Raw genomic sequence first — 18536 nt, 5'->3', positions numbered from 1 at the left:
GTTTCAATCGCTGCACGCAGGCAAAATTTTAAAAAGATATACAGGGTATATATTTGTTTAAGCCAGAGCCCTTTCTAAGATCAAACAACTATATCACGCCCCTTCCACCCTGTTAATAAAACCCCTGCAATCACCAGCATGGTAGCAATTACCTGTTCAAAAAAAATGCGTTCTCCTAAAATAAAATGGGCCTGTACAATCGTACTAACCGGACCAATGCTAGATATGATGGCCACATTATTGGACCCGATTTTTTTCATGGCATTGGACACTAAAAAACCGGGTATCACGGTAGCGATGATTGCCAGTAAAAATCCATATCCCCAGAATGAATTTCCTGCCGGCATATTGTTGTAATTTCCCGCTATCAAAAAATGCAAAAAAATACCGGCTGTTGAAGCCAGCATAGCATAAGACGTAAACCTGGTAGCCCCAACCAGCGGAATAATTTTGCCACTCCCTACCAGGTAAACAGCAAAAGTGATGGCACAACAAAATATCAATATGCTGCCCAATAAAAAATGAGCATTGTCATAATCAACCCCCAGCTCGCCTGCATAAGCAATGGCAATACCAGCATAAGTAAGCGCCAGTGCTATTTTTTGAATGCCGGATATTTTTTGTTTAAAAATGGCCGCGTTGATGAGCAATACAAAACTTGGATACAGAAACAAGATCAGCCGCTCGAGGCCAGCGCTGATATATTGCAATCCAATAAAATCAAATAAACTACTCAGGTAATAGCCGAATATTCCCAGCCCGATAATACTCAGCCATTGTTTAGGTGTAATAGTTACATTTTCTTTTTTATTACCCGACAAAATAGCCACACCGATAAAAAACGGAAGTGCAAAAACCATCCGTAACATAAGCAAAGTCAATGCATCGGTATGCGTATCTGCAAAAGCTTTTTTAACAATGATGGCTTTGGTAGAAAACAGGATGGAGCCTGCGAAAGCAAGCATAAATCCGGTGACAGGGATGGAGGAGCTATCATTTTTAGGTGTCATAATTAAACAACTCAGCCCCGTAAAGGGGCTGGTGTATTTTCATTTTTAAACTTCCATCATTTAAAATCCTGTTTGGTAAAATGCCTGGAATAACTGCTGTTACAAACCCGGAATATTGTCGGGCAATGCCTTTTAAAACGCTAAACTGACACATTAAAATCTCGTAGTGCATCATTTAAACTTGTCTTTAAATCAGTGGAAGGTTTACGCTGTCCGATGATCAATGCACAACCAACACCATACTCGCCTGCAGGAAATTTTTTGTTGTAGGTACCGGGTATTACCACGCTCCTTGCTGGTACGATGCCTTTCATTTCTTTTGGCTCACTGCCGCTTACATCAATGATTTTAGTGGATTGTGTCAGCACAACGTTGGCACCGAGCACGGCTTCTTTTTCCACCCGAACACCTTCCACTACAATACAACGGCTGCCAATAAAACAACCATCTTCAATAATTACCGGGCTTGCCTGCAATGGCTCCAGTACGCCGCCAATACCCACGCCTCCACTCAAGTGTACGCCTTTGCCTATTTGTGCGCAACTGCCTACCGTTGCCCAGGTATCTACCATCGTACCTTCATCTACATAGGCGCCAATGTTTACATAGCTTGGCATCAGTACTACATTTTTAGCCAGGTAAGCACCATATCTTGCAACTGCATGCGGTACTGCTCTTACGCCAAGTGCTGCATACCCGCTCTTTAGTTTCATCTTATCATAAAATTCAAATGGCGGTAAATTAAAAGTCTGCATTTGCTGAATGCCAAAATACATCAGTATGGCCTGCTTTACCCATTCGTTCACCTGCCACCCGTTTTCTGTTGGCGAAGCAGTTCTTAACCTGCCCTTGTCTACTTCTTCAATGATGGTTCTTACTGCGTCGGCGTATTTTTCTTCCTTAAGCAGTTCCCTGTTTGCCCAGGCCGCCAGTATACATTCTTTTTGTTCCATTGTAATGTGTTGCTTTTTTCGGTTATATGATTGTTCTTCCGGTTGTTGAAAGCAGTTGTACTAATGTAGTCTGCTATATGAAATTTGCCGGGCTGCGCAAGATACAAAAAGATTAAAAGGGAAGGGCGTTGAATTTGAAACTAATTATACAAGGCTTATAACTGTCGATAACCGATAGTCAATAGTGAGACACTCACTACAGACTACTCACTACTTATCGAAGGGTTTATTTATCTTGCGCTTCCATTCACAAGGCAGTATATAATTATGAATATAGGTTATGACGGCAAAAGAGCATATCAAAATAAAACAGGCCTGGGTAATTATATCCGTTCGCTGATTGCAATTTTGACACAGCATTACCCGCAACACCAGTACACTTTATTTGCACCAAAAAAAACGGATCTGTTTGATGTGGCTGCTTTCAAAAATGTGAGCGCCATTTTTCCGGAAAGCTTTCCAGGAAAACAGTTTCCGGGCTGGTGGCGGAGGCGGGGCATGGTGAAAACAATCGCCGGATCATCCATTGATATTTATCATGGCGTAAGCAATGAATTGCCGCTGCATATTGAACGCACCGGTGTAAAAACGGCCGTTACCATTCATGATATCATTTTCGAGCGCTTTCCGGAAACATACAATTTTGATGAACGCTATGTACACCGTCATAAAATAAAACAGGCCTGCAAAGCGGCCGATGCAGTTATCGCTATCAGCGAACAAACAAAGGCTGATTTGATTAATTTCTATAAGGTGCCGCAGGAAAAAATAGCTATCTGTTACCAGAGTTGTAACCCTATTTTTCAGCAAACCATTACAGATGCACAAAAAGCAATTGTAAAAAAAAGATACCAGTTACCAGGCGAGTATTTTTTATTTGTCAGTTCCATTGCACCACGAAAAAACCTGGCTGTGATCTGCAAAGCCATGATATTGATGAAAGACAAAATGGATATTCCTTTGGTAGTAATTGGTAATGGCAAAAAAGAAAAAGAAGAAGTAAAAAAACTGATGCACGAAAACGGCATGGCCAATCGCCTGATTTTGCTCAACGAATTACCTCCTTCCAAAGCGTTGGAATTTACAACAGCAGCTGACTTTCCGGCAATTTACCAGCAGGCATTGGCATTGATATACCCCTCTATTTTTGAGGGCTTTGGTGCACCATTGCTGGAGGCTTTGTGGAGCGGCTTACCGGTGATCAGCAGCAATACCAGCAGTTTGCCCGAAGTGGGTGGTGACGCTGCTTTATATTTTTCACCAGGTGATACAGAGCAGTTGGCCCACTACATGCTGCAGGTTGCAAGCGACAGTGAACTCGCTGGCACCTTACGCAGCAAAGGTTTTGAACAGGCACAATTATTTACAACAGAAAAATACGCTGACAGTATTATGAAAGTGTATAAGCAAATACTATGATAGATTTTTCATCCGATATCAGCAATTGCATCACCGTGATGCAAAATGGCGGCATCATTTTATATCCTACTGATACTATCTGGGGCATTGGATGTGATGCCACTAATGAAGAAGCGGTAGCTAAAATTTTTGCGCTTAAGAAAAGAGCAGAAGAAAAAAGTATGATCATTTTGCTGGCAGAAGATAAAGATATCATTCAGTATATAACGCAACCGGATCTGGCTGTAATTGATTACCTGCAAACTGTAACCAAACCTACTACGGTAATTTATGAAGGTGCCACCGGGCTGGCAGAGAATGTAATCAGCAGCGATGGCAGTGTCGCGATACGCATCACCCGTGACCCGTTTTGCAGGCACCTGATTAAGAGATTTAAAAAACCGGTTGTATCTACTTCTGCCAACGTTAGCGGCTTTCCGTCACCTGCTACTTTTGCTGTTATCAGTGACGAAATAAAAAACGGTGTTGACTATATAGTGCAACACCGCCAGGATGATTTGTCAGCTGCCGTACCTTCGGCCATTATCAAATGGAATAAAGATGCTACAGTAACTGTTTTAAGAAGTTAGACTAAAAAAAGGTAAGGCCTATACCCGCCTGAATACTCTGGCTTCGCCATTTGTCTTTGTTGTCGATATCATTAATGTTGGACAGACCAACCGCGTATCTTCCATAGACTCTGAAATTACCAAAATGTAACTGTACACCAGCCAGCATGCTGAGATCGCCTTTTTTAAAAGCATCTTTGCCATTCTGTACCAGTTTTTCGTTCTGGTTAATTAAAACGCCAAACTGCGGCCCGGCCTGTATTGCAAAGAATTTGCTCAGTTTATAATCCAGTAAAACAGGAATGCTTAAATAACTCAATTTGATATTGGAGATTTTGCTGGGATTTATATTACTGTAAATTTTACTTAACTGGCTGCTTGTATCGGTATTGATTTGGTTAAACAATACTTCAGGCTGCAGCGAAAATTTCTTGCCCAATCCTATTTCAGCAAAGCCGCCAACATGGTATCCATAATTAAATTGTTCGCTGAAGGATTTACCGGAAATTTTGTTGATGTTGGTACCAACCTTAACACCCAAATGAACACTTTGAGCGTTCGCTGCTGCAGTAAAAATGAGCGCAGCCATTGCGAGGGATAAGAGTTTTATTTTCATGGTTTTTTAGTTTTAATTTATGTATCCAACGATATGCCAATCCAAATGTTACTGAGATAATTATTTGTTAATGAATGTTTACTGAAAGGAATACCGAAAAGTTACCGTAAAATAATCCGTCCACCGGTTGTCTGTTGTTTTGGGCAAATAATAGTCAATGTACATTTCCGGTTCAACAGAAAATTTACCGGTTCCATAACTTGTGTTCAAACCAAAGCCAAGTGACTCCGGCTGAAATTTAGTGTTCTCTAATTTTGGCAATCTGCCTTTTTTATTTAAAAAACTGAGCAGGTTGGGTGCATTGGTTGTATGGTGTAACACCTGCCTGCTTTTACCCAAATTTAACAGCAGTGAAGGGGTCAGCGTAATGCCATCCGATTTACTAAAAATTTCGTCCCATTCAAATTCATGCGAAACAGCAGGCACTAAAGTAAAGGATGTAAGTTTACTGTTTATGGAATCATAGAGCAGTCTTACCCTTTTAACTTCCCCATATTCACCACCGGAAAAATCAAGGGCTAAGCCTGGCCTCAGCCATGTTTTTTTGTACAGGTAAGCGGCATACAAATCATTGTGTACGGGTGAAGCATAAGATGAAAAAATATCGCTAACAAAAGTATGGGTGTACGCGATGGTAAAATCCACTTTAGTATTTTCCGGCAATTCGTACCCGGCGGCGGCTGAATATTCATTCACGCCAAATCCATGTTTACTGTCATTTAATAAATTGACCGTGCCGGCAACATACAGCCCGCTTTTATGATGATAGGTAAGCGACGGCGAAAAAATGATTGTATTAACAGGAGTAAGCTTTGAATTAAGTACATTGTTGTTTACATTGAATATCCTGTTGCCAATGCCCAGGTTTACCGAAATAAACCTGCCAGCAGACTTTGCGTCGCCCAAAATATCCATCAGATCCTGTAAAATTGCAGTCGAGTCTTTATTGTCTATAGCCGGAGGTTTTGTTTGAGCGAAGTTTTTAGCAAAACAGCACAGAAAACTAATAAGCAGTAATATTTTTTGCATTGACTGACAGGTGTTTTTGTTAACGGGTATTTCGACTTATGAAAAACCGGTTGGTTTAAAACGGTGTATGTGGACTGATAATGTTATTTTACGGCTATAGCAACGCAAGACCATTGATTTAATTGCACTTCGTTAGCTTAAAAACATTACCTTTGCAAAATTATTTATAACGAGTATTGCATGAAATGCCCGAAAGGCTGTTGAGATTAAAAATTACTTTAACGTTTAAACACTGAATTAAGTAGCGAAACAACAGGCGAATAGCATATCATGTAAACCAAAAAAAAATTTACATGAATGCATTTGAAGCCTTAGGCTTAAACGAACAATTAGTACAGGCAATTTCAGACCTCGGTTTTGACACTCCTACTCCCATCCAGGAGCAAGCGATCCCCATTTTATTATCAGGTACCACCGATTTTGTAGGACTGGCACAAACAGGAACCGGTAAAACAGCGGCTTTTGGTCTTCCGTTGTTGCACCTGATCAACATTTCAGAAAGACATCCGCAGGCATTGATAGTATGCCCAACAAGGGAATTGTGTTTACAGATAACCAATGACCTGGCTACTTTTACAAAACATACCAAAGGACTTTTTACTGAAGCTGTTTATGGTGGTGCTTCTATCACCATGCAGATAAGAAATTTAAAAAGAGGTGTACACATTGTTGTAGCAACCCCCGGCAGACTGATTGACCTGATTGAAAGAAAAGCGATTGATCTGCAAAAAGTAAAATATGTGGTGTTGGATGAAGCAGATGAAATGCTGAACATGGGCTTTAGAGATGATATTGATTTTGTTTTAAAAAATACCATCAACCGCGAAAGCATCTGGCTGTTCAGTGCTACCATGCCACCTGAAGTAAGGGCCATTGCCAAAAACTTTATGACCACACCAAAAGAGATTACGGTTGGCAAAAAGAACAGTGGTAATGTAAATATTGATCACCAGTTTTTTGTTGTAGCTGCCCATCAGCGGTACGAAACATTAAAACGTTACATCGATTTTAACCCCGGTATGTACGGCATTATTTTTACCCGTACCAAACTGGATGCACAGGACATAGCCGAAAAATTGGTCCGGGAAGGTTATGAAATTGAAGCGCTGCACGGTGACCTTACACAACAACAGCGGGATAAAGTAATGGGCCGTTTTCGCCAGAAACATTTACAGTTATTGATTGCAACGGATGTAGCTGCAAGAGGCATTGATGTGGATGGTATCACGCATGTGATCAACTATGAGTTACCGGATGATATGGAAGTGTACACGCACAGAAGCGGACGTACTGCCAGAGCCGGTAAAACAGGTATCTGTATTTCCATTTGCCACAGCAGGGAAAGTTATAAAATCAAGCAACTGGAACGCATGGTGAATGCCATCTTTCATAAGCTGGATGTACCAAGTGGAAAAGATGTTTGCCGCAAACAGTTTTTTCATTTCATGGACAAGTTAATGCAGGCTGATATTTCTAACGGGGATTATGAAACCTACATGGCTGACCTGCAGGAAAAATTTGCAGACATCAGCAAGGAAGAAGTGTTACAAAGAGTAGCAGCACTGGAGTTCAACCACTTTTTAAAGTATTATGAAAATGCACCTGACCTAAATTCCAACATCAGAAATTCCGATATCAGGGGTGGCGACAGAAGAGAGACAGGCAACAGGGAAAGCGGCAACAGGGATGGCAGCAGAAGAAAAAGGGGTAACTTTCAACATGATAGTGGCTACACAAGATTATTTGTAAACCTGGGTACCAAAGATGGTTTTTACAAAGCCAGTTTTTTACAGTTTATTTTAGATGAAAGCAATTTAAATAAGGAAGTACTGGGCCGCATTGATATGAAAGAAATGAACAGCTGGGTTGAAGTAGATAAAGCGGCGGCAAGCCAGATGATAAAAAGCATAGATGGAAAGAAACACAATGGCAGACAAGTAAGAATGAATGAAGCAGATGGCGGTTTTAAAAGACCCCCGGCATTTGAAGGTAAAAGCGATCGCACGGAAGGAAGAAAAAGAATTCCGTTAAAGGAGAAAAGATAATACCTACCAAACATATTACAGGGCTGCTCAAACCAAGAGCAGCCTTTTTTATTATCAATCGATAAAGAGTTTAAAAATAGCTGCCGCTAAAGATCAGCCAGGAATGCTATCAAAGGAATAAATGGCTGCAAAAAAAAATACCGATTTAGCTTTATACTTTTGGTGTTGCTTTTTTAAGATGCAAACTGGCAGAAATAATTCCCTGTTTTACTACCCCGTGATGCTAATTTTTTTTGAAAAAAAATTTTAACCAGGCTCCAAAATATATAAATCTCTTTATTCATTAAACGATTTTATAATAATTTATCCGCTACTTTTGTGACCTCTCTTAAACACTAAAATCTTTGTTTGCTATGGAAAAACTTTACTCCATTGTGTGCCCTTTGTACACCAAAAAATTGATTGCATTTTCATTATTTTTTGTCCTGGTGTCTCTTACCACGCTGGCACAAATCCGGCCATTTGGCTTTGTGTATTCCGAAAATCTGAAGGGTGGTACTGCGCTATTTGGTAACACTTTAATGAATGCGGTTAACCCCAACCCTACTGTTGATTTAACAGCCATGAATGGCAACAGCCTGGATGGCAACAGTATTTATGACAATGGTACCAGCGATATGCAATATGCAGATATCGATGGTAATTCAGGTGACGGAGCTGGTACAAGAAATTCTTCGTCGGCAGATTTAATTTTACCCGGCGGTACAAATACTGTTAAGCTGGCAAGGCTATATTGGGGTGGAAGGGCCGCTACTGCTGACTTCGATATGAATGCAGCAGCCAATCAAACCATTAAAGTAAGAAAAGGAACCAGTGGAAGTTACCAGCAATTCGCCGCAGCCCAAATTGACAGGGTGTATCAGAACACGGGCACCTCGACAGAATTTTGCCGGTACCAGGCTTATGTGGATATTACCGCCCTTATTCAGTCGCAGGGCGCCGGCACCTATACGGTGGGCGATGGTGCATTTTCTACTGGCATCATCGATGACTTTGGCAATTATGGCGCCTGGAGTATTGTAGTAGTGTACGAAAATCCTGCTTCAAACTTCAACAGCGTTCGTGTATACGATGCATTCGAACAAGTATATGCTGGTGGCAGTGTTACCGAAAATACCGTTACATTAACAGGGTTAAATATTCCGTCAGGTAGCCTGGCTGCTGCTGATGCCCGTCTTGGGTTAATGGGCTGGGAAGGCGATTCAAGATACACGGGCGATTTTTTTAAGATCAATGGTATTGTTTTCAGCAATGCGCTTAACCCGGCAGATAATCCCTGGAATGGTACCATCACTAATAATGGTGCACACGTTACTACCAAAAACCCCAACTACACGGACCAGTTTGGAATTGATATTGACGAATCCGACGTAGGTATTGGTTATGGCATTCAGCCAAATGATCGAAGTATCACGCTGGAATTAGGCACCACAAGTGACCAGTTTTTTTGTGGTATCATAACATTTGTAGTTAAAACAAAAGACCAGCCTGCCATACATCTTACCAATACGGTAATTGATGCCAACAATAGCGGTACAGCAGAACCTGGTGAAGTTTTGACCTACAAACTAAAGGGTAACAATATCAGCAGCTTCAATGCACTGGCTGTTATTTTAAAAGATTCTTTACCGTCAACCGTAACCTATGTCAGCAATTCGCTGATGGTAAATTATGGCACCGGTATCACTGCTGGCCTTAAAACGGATGCAGCCGATAGCGATATTGCTGAGTATGATGCGGCCAGCAATACCATTACCTTCCGTGTTGGCACCGGGGCCGATTCCTTTTCCGGAGGCTCGGTTGCTCCGGCGGATTCTTTTGAAGTACAATTCCAGGTGATTGTAAACAACCCCGGCTCAGGAACACCTCCGGCAATTGTAAACGTTGGCAGGCTCACTTCTAATGTGTCAGGCGAATTTTATTCAGACGATGCTACCGCTATTATAAATCCGGCTTCCGTGTTGCCGGTTACTTTAACTTTCTTTACTGCGGAGCTATCGCCAAATAAACAGGTAAAACTAACCTGGAATACTTCGATGGAATTAAACAGTCAGTCATTTACAGTTGAAAGAAGTACCAATGGTGCAAGCTTTAAAGCTGTGGCAACCAAACCCGCTGCAGGTAATTCTTCCACCCCGCTCACTTATTTTACAACGGATGACGTTAGCGCTGTTACAGCACCATTTGCGTACTACCGGTTGTTGCAAACAGATATCAATGGCAGATTGGCTGCATCTAAAGTGGTCGCTGTAAGATTATCTAAAACAAGTGGGGCTTTTAACGTATCACCAAATCCTTTCCGTAACACAGCCCATATCAGTATTGACTGGGATAAAAATGAAACGACCGTTGTAAAAGTATTTAGTGTTACCGGCACCACGGTTGTCGTAAAAAGTATCGCAATGAAAAAAGGCACTAACTATTTTGTGCTGGATGAATTAGCTGCATTACCATCCGGTAACTACATTGTTGAATTTACGACAGCGTCCGGAAAACTAAACAGGCAGATCATCAAACAAAAATAATTGTACGTCCATCATAAAAAAAACTGCCACTCAAAAGAGCGGCAGTTTTTTTATAAATCCTATCCGGTGATATTACTTCCCAAATCTTCTTCCAACAATCAATTTAAATACCTGCTGGTTGCTACCCGGTGTAAGTCCGAATAAAAAACCAGTCTGCATTTCCCATTTCGAACTGCTGTATAAATCAAAAACGGGACCCAGCAAATGCTCTTCTGTTGTAAGCGGAAATATTTTTTTAAATGTGCCGAGCGTAGCGTAGTATTCTATACCGAGTCCAAATTTTTGGTGTACATTATACACTGTTTTAAATTGTGGACCAACACCAAAAAATTTATCGGGACCTGTAAGATTAAATGCTACGTTGGGGTTCAATGAAAAATACCAGTTGCCAAAACTCTTATCGATGATGGGCCGCAACTCTCCATCCATCACATAAGGGCTGTTTGCATCCGGCCTTATGTAACCAAGTTCCAGCGAAATACTGGCACCTACCTTCCATCCCCAGCTTTCAGGTATAGTAAACCTGGGCCTGATGTGATTGCCTAAAAAAACATATTTACCGTTGGGTGCGATGCCGGTAAAAGTATACAAGCCCATCTCCCAGCCGTTTCCCAGGCCACGGGTTATCTCCAGTGTTTCGAATATCCATCTGGCAGAAGAAGGATCAGGCAACCCCTTCATTCCATTGAAAGTATAGTTCTGGTGCAGCTCAACAAACGTTACCTGCTTTGGAGTGATGCCCGATGCGTACACCTGAATTTCATTATCTGCCTGGGCCAGTAACAACGCAGGTAGCATTAAAAATGCAACGGGTAGTATGTACATTAATATTTTAATGAGCCCGCTGCTGACGCGTTTTTTCATTCTCTCTTTTTTCATACTTGCTATTCCTTTGTCATTAAATATTGACACTTACTTTTTCGGCGCAGCTTTTTAAACTGACGTAAGTTAGCAGGAATAATTATTTTTTTGCAAAAGGAAATTAGGTAATCAACTAAAGAAGGTTAATACTGCCTGATTAACCAGCCCTTAACAAGAGGAATTATAAGTTTACGGGTCTTCGGTTGCATGCGATCCATACCTGTTTTTCACTGCAATTCCAGGCAAAATTTTTTATGAAGATTGTGAGCATAATATTTGTTTTCGGTGAAAGGTCTATTTAGCTAATCCATATTTTGTGTAGATACCCGACCCAGGATACTGTGCATCCAGCAGGTTTAATATTCTGGCGCCTTTAATGCAATACCAGAAGGCGTTATAGGTTTTAGGTCCGCTTTCAATTTTTGAACAGTGTACCTGCCAGTTATTGATCATGGTTAGCTGTCCCGAAGATTTCACTTCATTAAATTTGGCATTGCCTGCTATGCCATTGACCACCAGTAATTTCCAGCTGTAAGTACCACCATTTCCAAAAATGAATTCTTCATTGGACTGGTTCATGTGCATGCCGGCGTATTCTCCAGTATACACATTGTACAATTGTTGAATGCCCGTAAAATCACTCGTCCATTTCCCTTTAAAATCAGCGGCAGCGACTGCGAACTTGTTATAACCTGTCATCTTTGCGAGGGGAATCATCAGGTCAGATTCACTGTCCCATTGTATTTTTTCAGGGTCAAATTTATATTGTTGGATGAACGTGTTTTTATCGGGAGAAATAAATTCCAGCCAGCCGCTCTGGCCCTGGCGAAAGAAAACAAGAAAAACATTTTTGCCGGTGGCACTTTCTGTGGCACAGCCCATACCCAGGTAAGGCCTGTTAAACGTAGCGATATAAGCGGTTTTGTAATTTTTAAGATGACTGTATCGTGGCGCTACCAGAATATTCCATGCTGCATTGGTCAGCGGTCCGGGGTCGGCAGGAAAAATAGTACCTTCTTTTGGATAATGCAGCAACACTTTTATATTTCCTTTGGTAACTTCTACCCAGTCGCTTTGAACAGTACTCGTCCAGCCATCATCAAAGTTGGTGGTAGTAAACGCATAGCCTCCAACGTTAGCATTTGTATTTGCAGGCACTGAACTTCTATTAGCAGTGCTGTTATCCGGTGCCACATCAGCGGGCACTTTCTGTAGTTCCGTTTTATTCAATTCAATTGAACCGAGCAGTGCAGCAATATCATTTGTGTAACGCTGTTTGTTTGTAACAGCCATAATAGCAATTGACTTTCCATATCCCGTAAAAGTGGTAAGCAATGCCATGGCAGGCGCTTTATTAAAAACAAATTTACCGGCGCCGCTTTTTATTTTCCAGCCGTCCGCTTCCACAGCGCTGTCGCCTTGTGGAGCTTCTTCTATTTTATAAGGAAGAGCTGCCAGCTCCGTCCAGGAATCATTGAAATCTGTTTCGATGGCGCCTTTGCTTTCCGTACTTCTGTAGATACCTATCTGGCACCAGCTGGTGTCTTTTTTATTGGTAGTGGTATAAATAACCAGGTTGTCTTTGGCTTCTTTCTTCCAGCCTTTCGGCACTGTATAAGTTGTAGCATCAAAGGTTTCTTTAAGCTGCGCTGCGGCAGTATTGGCAACTAACTGAAGACAAATAATTGATATAAAGCATTTCATCTTTTTATTTTTAAATAGTGTGCTTGTAAAGAAATTTAGTCTCTCAAAAGTGTGAGCAGGATGCGCATTTTTTACTGCAATGATGCCGCCTTAATTGGCTTTGCCAAACGCATCATATCCACCATACGATTTGTCCTGCAACCATAATACCCTTGCATCCTTTGAACAAGAGAAATAAGCATTGAAGCTTTTGGGTTTACCCTCCATCTCAGAAAAATCAATCTGCCAGGGATTCACCACGGTATATTTTCCATTTGCTTTTGCACTTTGAAATTTAATACTGCCTACAAAGCCACTGGCAACACCAATGTCCCATTTATAGGTATTGTTGGCACCAAATTCAAATTTTTGTGCAGACGCATGTGTGTCTGCACCGGCACTTGCGCCCGTGTAGGCATTGACATACTGCGTCATGCCTGAAAAATTATTTGTCCATGTACCACCCAGGTCAGCAGCCCCAATGGCAAACCGGTTATACCCCGCCATTCTTTCTACTTTATCCCAGGTTTCTTCACTATTGTAGGTACCAAATTCTTTTTCAAAAGTTGGTCTGTCAGGTGCAATAAACTCAAGATGGGTACCGCTGCCATTGCTGTAATGCTTTTTAAAAAAAACTACATACATTTTTTTGCCGGTTGACGCTTCTGTTAAATCCGCATCTGCAAATTCTATCGACTGCCAGCTGAAATGCGGTTTAAAATTCATATTGGCTGCAGCACTGTAGCGTGGAGCTACCAAAATATTCCAGGCATTTTTTTCCCCTGCCATCAGGTCGGAATTATAGGCATCAGCCTGCGGATGTTTATAATGCAACAGTATCCTGATGTTGCCTTTTGTTATTTCTACCCAATCTTCTTTTTCGACGCTTACCCAACCGTCATCCCAATTGGTAGTAGTGAAGGCAAAAGCACTTTTTTTGCCGCCCGTATTATTCGATAGGGCATTACTTACCTGAGTTACTTTACCCCTTGGCGCAACGGGTGGCTTTTTTAAATCAAGCGATGATAGAAAATTTTGTATGGCATCAATGTATTGCTGACTATTGGTGGTGGCAACAATGCTGACACAACGATCGTAGCCGCTCATAGTAGTCAGCAAAGCCATGGCATTGGCTTTGTTGTAAATAAATTTTCCTCCGCCTGATTTAATTTTCCAGCCATCGGCTTCGTGTACACTATCTGTCTGGGGCGGGTCTTTTGCCTCGTATGACCTTACAACAAATTCATTCCACTCACTGTCAAAATCCGTTTCTATACTACCTTTACTTACAGTACTTTTTACAATACTGATTACACACCAGCCACCTGTTTTAGCATCGGTGCTACTGTAACTTGTCAGGTACTCTTTCACGTCTTTTTTCCATCCTTTTAACGGCGTGTATTTAACAATGTCAAACGAATCCTGCTGCGCAACTACCTTATTTATGGCTGTGAAAAAAAAGACAAATAGTACACTAAGTAATTGTATGACCCCTTTGAAGGATATACAATAGCCGACGTCTTTACATGCAACGGTTGTGCTTGCTGCCTCTTTTAATGGCTTGCCTCTAAACGGACGATGATTAAAACGCGGTGTTTTTACTGTTGCTGGTAACATACAAATGATTTTCCCAAATGTAGCTACCGGTAGCATGCTTCACCATCCTGTAAAAAGGGGAATTTTGATCTTTTACAATTTTTACTTTGCTGATAACATGAGTACCAAACACTGTACTGCACAGGCTTTTAACGGGGCTTTAAAATAGCCTGCAGCGGAGCCAATGCACCTGGCTGCTTAACCAGGCTGGCTACTTTTAACATATGCGGGTAAGTGCCTTTTTGCAACTCCACCACGATCAGTTGTGCCGCGTCGGTACCGGCTGCACTATTATAATATGCAGGGTTCAATGACACTACTTCATATTGGGTTTCATCGCCCGAAACCGGTTTATCCAAATCGTCAAAATATGCACGAATGCCATTTGCCGTGTATGAATAAGAATAAAATAATCTTAAACCACGCTTTAGCCATTCCGCATTTTTGTTTAAATATTGTAACACCGTTTCTCTGGAAGCAACAATATTATACTTGTCCTTTTCCATCCTTTTTTTAACTTTCGCCTGGTCCTCTTCAAACCATTTTCTTCGCTTCGCTTCTTTTTCAGGCGTATAGGTTTTATCCGTTGCTTTATACACCCTCATTTCATCTTCAAATTGTTTTATGTTGTTGTTATACATCTCCTCATCTTTTTTTGGATCACTTATTTCATGAACATCTATTTCCTTCAGCATTTGCTCCAGGTACTCCTTGCGTGTAACTGGAATAAAGACCGGCTGGTCGCTGTTGCGGAGCAGTATGTACTCATTTTTCGACTTGTAGATGGTATCGCTTACGTCAGACATCGCTACCTGTTCATAATAATCAATCCTTCCTTCGCTATGGCTTTTGGCGAAAGTTCTGAATATCGGTTTTCCATTTACTGTAAAAACGCCTCCATCTGCACAAAGGCCTGTTGCCAACACATTATTGAAATACACATAAATAAATGAACCGCATTCATCTTCGGTATATACTTCAGTTTTTTTATCGTAACAGTAGTAAGCATAAAATCTCATTACCCCTTTGTAGTACCCCTTGATTCCTGTAGACTTATAAAACTCCTGGGATTTTCTATCATAAACATATTCGAGAAAATAATCGTTGCTGTAAGCCAGTTTTGCACCTTTGAAACCTGTAAGCAGGTTCTTTACCCAACTCTCGGCCTTGACGAGAGTTGGCTTAATCCGGGTAATATTCCAAGAGGCAGGTTTTGTTTCACTGGAGGAAATATTTACATAATAGTCAGAAAATCTAACAGAAGTGGATGGCTTATTGGCAGCCTGCGTTTTGCAATCTTGTGAAAAACCTGCCTGGGCTGTTACCAGGGAAAACATAGCAAATAGTATCCTGAGTTTCAGCAACGGGCTGAGTAAATTTTTGTTCATACAGTAATTTTATGGCTGTTTTGTAATCTTAACGTTGCTGATGTATACATTCAAATTGTCTGCATCATTGGTGGTGTTGTTCCAGAAAACAGCATTGAACCTGGTACCCGGCATCAACCCGCAGGTACTGCATTTACCACCATAAGCCGTTTTTAAATTGGTGCTGACCGCTACTGTTTTATTATTGATGAGCACTGAAATCAAATTATTTTTAACCGTTATAGCAACATGTATTTTTGTTTTTTTATCCGTGAATTCACGCAAGGCATATTCATACAACACGTCTTCGGAGTAATTGCTTTTTTTTGCGGGCTGAGATGAATTCAGCCGCAACCTTGCAATACCGCGGTAATTGTTATTGTTATAATCCGCCTCATTACCAGCAGCAATTTCCAGCGTTACCGTGGTGCCATCTCCGCCCGTTTGTTCAACGCCATCTTCCCTTGCGGCACGGCTATTCAGCGACAGTGTTGCAGCACCTCCGTTGCGGGAAGCAAAGCCGCCATCGGTCACCATATCATACTCCAGTGTAAAATTTTCCGGCAATGGCTTTTTTAATAAAGATGGATTTACAGGCGTACCATAGCCCAGCCTTAACCATTTACCCGGCTGGTCTTTTATTGCACTAACTACGGCATGTTTACCGTATCTTTTAAAATACCAATTGGCAGGATCTCCTCCTTCGTTACCAAGTGAAAAATCATCAAAGAAAAATGCACCCGGATATGGAGATGAAGTATTGGCTACAGGATTGATTGCGGCGGCATTTTTCTTTCTGTACCCATCCAGCCTTGCTTTTAATTGTTCTTCGTTGGCAGGTTTGTATGCAATGCCTTTTACTTTTTCCGGATCAAAGAAATAGTTATAGATGTAATCATAATTTAAATTCTGGGTAATGGCTGTATACATTTCATACAACTGGTTACCGTTTTCTTTTGTGTTGTAACGAAACCACACAGCAATCCATTGCGGCTGTGCTGTTTTGCATTGCTCCATAACGTTTGCCGGGACTTTGTATAAAGGAAAATATTCCTTCCTGCTTTTTTCAATTTCTGTTATAGCAAAAGGATCCATATCTCCAAAAAAATCGCCAATGATGGTGGGTTGCATGTTATGCAATACTGCAGGTTCATTCAGGCGGTCTTTATATTTTTCTTTCCATTTGTGTATGGCATTGCGGTAACGCTCCATTTCTTTCTGCTGGTATGCGTAGGCATCTTCCCTGCTTTTTGTATCAGACCACTTGCTGTCGATTTCATCTTTTTTATTTTGAAACTCTTTATCCAGTGAGGCTTCTGAAGCATTAAGGTATTCGCCTTTGGTTATTTCCACAAAAGGCAGTTTGTTGTTGGGGGCCAGAAAAACACTGTGTACTTCATTGATACGGGTAATGTATTTGTACACATTGGGATGAATTTTTGGGTCGGCATCTTTGTTTTTTTCCCAGTCAAAATAACCATCTGGTGGCCAGGTAAAATAATAGTCACCACCGCCATTCAAAAATTTCACGGCATAACTTGCCGGGATATTATTAACAGAAATTCCGAAAGGCGTATTCTCTTCATCAATGGGTTTAAAATGGCCTTTTGCATCCAGGTATTCTTTTGCAAAACTTACATTCCACACCATAAAATATACACCATAGCGCAGGTTGAGATTCTGCCGGGTAACAGTTCCCAGTCCACCCACGGGGGTATAACTTTTTTTCATCCACTCTACTATTTTATCATCAATTTCAATGCGTTTTTTTTGTACCGGGTCATTCGTCTGTTTTATTTTATTATCGAAATGATTATTGTCCCACCAGCCAATCACGCTGTCTTCTATGCGTTGCTCGCTCGTAAGCTGGCAAAACGATTCTTTACAAAATAAAATAACCAATAGCGTGAGAACCGCTTTTTTCATACAATGATTTTAGTCTTTTGAAATTTTAATATTGCTGATAAAATATTTATTGTTTGCTTCGGTATTACCACTGTAAAAAGATAATACATTAAATAAATGTGCTGCCGGAATCCCTTTTTCATATTCGGCAATCTTCGTCTTGTCAATAAACACCTGCAGCTTCTCCTCCATTTTTTTGATGATAACCGTAATGCGGTTATTTATTTTACTATTGGAAAAACCGGGTGCAGTATACCCTTTGCTTTCATTAGCATAACCAGCCGGGAAAGGAAATTTTGTCTCAAGTTCAGCCGCTCTATCTTTTACACCGACACCGGGACGCAGCCACAGCCTGATGAATGATTCCGCATTACCGGGAGATGTTTCTTTAGATAACCACATCGTTAATCCCTTTCCTCCCCAGGCGAAATCATGCGTAACTATTATATCATAACTGAAGGTAAAATTTTGCGGCAACGGGTATTGAATGTTTTTGGGTGATACCTTCCCTCCACGCAGTTCCAGCCATTGATTATTATCACCGGCTATTTGCTTTACTTCGGCCCTTTTGCCATTGACTAAATCACTATTCCAGTTTGTAACAGGTTTATCGACGGCGTTGCCTGAAAAATCATCGAAATAAAATACATTTTTATCAATTGTGACTGCTTTTGCGGCGGTAAATAATTCTTCTTTTACAAAGGACGCCTTGTACGTTGGAGAACGCAATGGTTTGTATGGTTCGGTTATCAACCTGGAGCCATAGAAATATTGATATACATAATCGAAATTAAAATTATGGAGGATGCTCTCCATCAGGTGTACATTAAAAGCACTGTTTGGCATACCTAACGACCACCGGATGACGATCCATTGCGGCTGATCAGTTTTACAAAGTTCCATAGTGGCTTTATTCACTTTCTGTATTGGAAATTTAGTGGCTCCTTCTGCACTATCAAAAAAATCGATGGTGCCTGGT

14 protein-coding genes are annotated in these 18536 nt (G+C 41.0%); 4 read left to right on the top strand and 10 right to left on the bottom strand.

From position 1 onward, the window contains the following. Window positions 1–80 precede the first annotated feature (80 nt). Both JWR61_RS13820 and JWR61_RS13815 read right to left on the bottom strand, forming a co-directional pair. Entirely contained in the window at window positions 81–1010 is a 930-nt protein-coding gene (locus JWR61_RS13820; protein WP_301928356.1) for a DMT family transporter, read from the bottom strand. Window positions 1011–1150: 140 nt separating this feature from the next. Then, complete coding sequence (locus JWR61_RS13815; protein ID WP_290336845.1) at window positions 1151–1963, bottom strand: 2,3,4,5-tetrahydropyridine-2,6-dicarboxylate N-succinyltransferase; 813 nt, start codon at window positions 1961–1963, stop codon at window positions 1151–1153. Between the two features lie 267 nt (window positions 1964–2230). Here JWR61_RS13815 and JWR61_RS13810 point away from each other — a divergent pair, with 267 nt between their 5' ends. Both JWR61_RS13810 and JWR61_RS13805 read left to right on the top strand, forming a co-directional pair. Beyond that, on the top strand, window positions 2231–3382 hold the full coding sequence (locus tag JWR61_RS13810) for a glycosyltransferase family 1 protein (RefSeq protein WP_301928355.1): 1152 nt from the start codon (window positions 2231–2233) through the stop codon (window positions 3380–3382). Further along, window positions 3379–3951: an L-threonylcarbamoyladenylate synthase gene (locus JWR61_RS13805; RefSeq protein WP_301928354.1), complete on the top strand. Its 573-nt coding sequence runs from the start codon at window positions 3379–3381 to the stop codon at window positions 3949–3951. The genes JWR61_RS13810 and JWR61_RS13805 overlap by 4 nt, the downstream gene beginning before the upstream one ends. 1 nt (window position 3952) lies before the next feature. On the opposite strand, the gene JWR61_RS13800 is transcribed toward JWR61_RS13805, so the two are convergent. After that, window positions 3953–4546, bottom strand: coding sequence for a porin family protein (locus tag JWR61_RS13800; RefSeq protein ID WP_301928353.1), 594 nt, complete (start codon window positions 4544–4546; stop codon window positions 3953–3955). 78 nt (window positions 4547–4624) lie between these two features. After that, window positions 4625–5575 carry a hypothetical protein gene (locus tag JWR61_RS13795; RefSeq protein WP_301928352.1) on the bottom strand — a complete coding sequence of 317 codons (951 nt, stop codon included), beginning with the start codon at window positions 5573–5575 and terminating at the stop codon, window positions 4625–4627. A 293-nt stretch (window positions 5576–5868) separates the two neighbouring features. Between JWR61_RS13795 and JWR61_RS13790 the strand changes: the two genes are divergently transcribed. Beyond that, window positions 5869–7620: a DEAD/DEAH box helicase gene (locus JWR61_RS13790; RefSeq protein WP_301928351.1), complete on the top strand. Its 1752-nt coding sequence runs from the start codon at window positions 5869–5871 to the stop codon at window positions 7618–7620. Between the two features lie 353 nt (window positions 7621–7973). Further along, window positions 7974–10145 carry a T9SS type A sorting domain-containing protein gene (locus JWR61_RS13785; RefSeq protein WP_301928350.1) on the top strand — a complete coding sequence of 724 codons (2172 nt, stop codon included), beginning with the start codon at window positions 7974–7976 and terminating at the stop codon, window positions 10143–10145. 72 nt (window positions 10146–10217) lie between these two features. Here JWR61_RS13785 and JWR61_RS13780 read toward each other — a convergent pair whose 3' ends face one another. The 6 genes from JWR61_RS13780 to JWR61_RS13755 all read right to left on the bottom strand — a co-directional run. Beyond that, window positions 10218–11009: a hypothetical protein gene (locus JWR61_RS13780; protein WP_301928349.1), complete on the bottom strand. Its 792-nt coding sequence runs from the start codon at window positions 11007–11009 to the stop codon at window positions 10218–10220. A 291-nt stretch (window positions 11010–11300) separates the two neighbouring features. Further along, entirely contained in the window at window positions 11301–12710 is a 1410-nt protein-coding gene (locus JWR61_RS13775) for a hypothetical protein (RefSeq protein ID WP_301928348.1), read from the bottom strand. Window positions 12711–12800: 90 nt separating this feature from the next. Continuing rightward, window positions 12801–14306 carry a hypothetical protein gene (locus tag JWR61_RS13770; RefSeq protein ID WP_301928347.1) on the bottom strand — a complete coding sequence of 502 codons (1506 nt, stop codon included), beginning with the start codon at window positions 14304–14306 and terminating at the stop codon, window positions 12801–12803. A gap of 128 nt (window positions 14307–14434) precedes the next feature. After that, window positions 14435–15673, bottom strand: coding sequence for a hypothetical protein (locus JWR61_RS13765; RefSeq protein ID WP_301928346.1), 1239 nt, complete (start codon window positions 15671–15673; stop codon window positions 14435–14437). Between the two features lie 9 nt (window positions 15674–15682). Next, window positions 15683–17578, bottom strand: coding sequence for a hypothetical protein (locus JWR61_RS13760; protein WP_301928345.1), 1896 nt, complete (start codon window positions 17576–17578; stop codon window positions 15683–15685). 9 nt (window positions 17579–17587) lie between these two features. Next, on the bottom strand, window positions 17588–18536 hold a 949-nt coding region (locus JWR61_RS13755), incomplete at its 5' end, for a hypothetical protein (protein ID WP_301928344.1).

Origin of the sequence: Ferruginibacter sp., assembly GCF_028288465.1 — a bacterium.
In the GTDB taxonomy this organism is placed as follows: Bacteria; Bacteroidota; Bacteroidia; order Chitinophagales; family Chitinophagaceae; genus Ferruginibacter.
Note: the sequence above shows the minus strand (reverse complement) of the source record. Positions and strands in the feature narration are given on the sequence as shown.

Excerpts from the sequence above, each read along its gene's own strand:
- JWR61_RS13795 (WP_301928352.1), bottom strand. The coding sequence starts at position 5,575 with ATGCAAAAAATATTACTGCTTATTAGTTTTCTGTGCTGTTTTGCTAAA.
- JWR61_RS13800 (WP_301928353.1), bottom strand. The coding sequence starts at position 4,546 with ATGAAAATAAAACTCTTATCCCTCGCAATGGCTGCGCTCATTTTTACT.
- JWR61_RS13815 (WP_290336845.1), bottom strand. The coding sequence starts at position 1,963 with ATGGAACAAAAAGAATGTATACTGGCGGCCTGGGCAAACAGGGAACTG.
- JWR61_RS13775 (WP_301928348.1), bottom strand. The coding sequence starts at position 12,710 with ATGAAATGCTTTATATCAATTATTTGTCTTCAGTTAGTTGCCAATACT.
- JWR61_RS13805 (WP_301928354.1), top strand. The coding sequence starts at position 3,379 with ATGATAGATTTTTCATCCGATATCAGCAATTGCATCACCGTGATGCAA.
- JWR61_RS13765 (WP_301928346.1), bottom strand. The coding sequence starts at position 15,673 with ATGAACAAAAATTTACTCAGCCCGTTGCTGAAACTCAGGATACTATTT.
- JWR61_RS13790 (WP_301928351.1), top strand. The coding sequence starts at position 5,869 with ATGAATGCATTTGAAGCCTTAGGCTTAAACGAACAATTAGTACAGGCA.
- JWR61_RS13785 (WP_301928350.1), top strand. The coding sequence starts at position 7,974 with ATGGAAAAACTTTACTCCATTGTGTGCCCTTTGTACACCAAAAAATTG.
- JWR61_RS13770 (WP_301928347.1), bottom strand. The coding sequence starts at position 14,306 with ATGTTACCAGCAACAGTAAAAACACCGCGTTTTAATCATCGTCCGTTT.
- JWR61_RS13810 (WP_301928355.1), top strand. The coding sequence starts at position 2,231 with ATGAATATAGGTTATGACGGCAAAAGAGCATATCAAAATAAAACAGGC.
- JWR61_RS13820 (WP_301928356.1), bottom strand. The coding sequence starts at position 1,010 with ATGACACCTAAAAATGATAGCTCCTCCATCCCTGTCACCGGATTTATG.
- JWR61_RS13780 (WP_301928349.1), bottom strand. The coding sequence starts at position 11,009 with ATGAAAAAACGCGTCAGCAGCGGGCTCATTAAAATATTAATGTACATA.
- JWR61_RS13760 (WP_301928345.1), bottom strand. The coding sequence starts at position 17,578 with ATGAAAAAAGCGGTTCTCACGCTATTGGTTATTTTATTTTGTAAAGAA.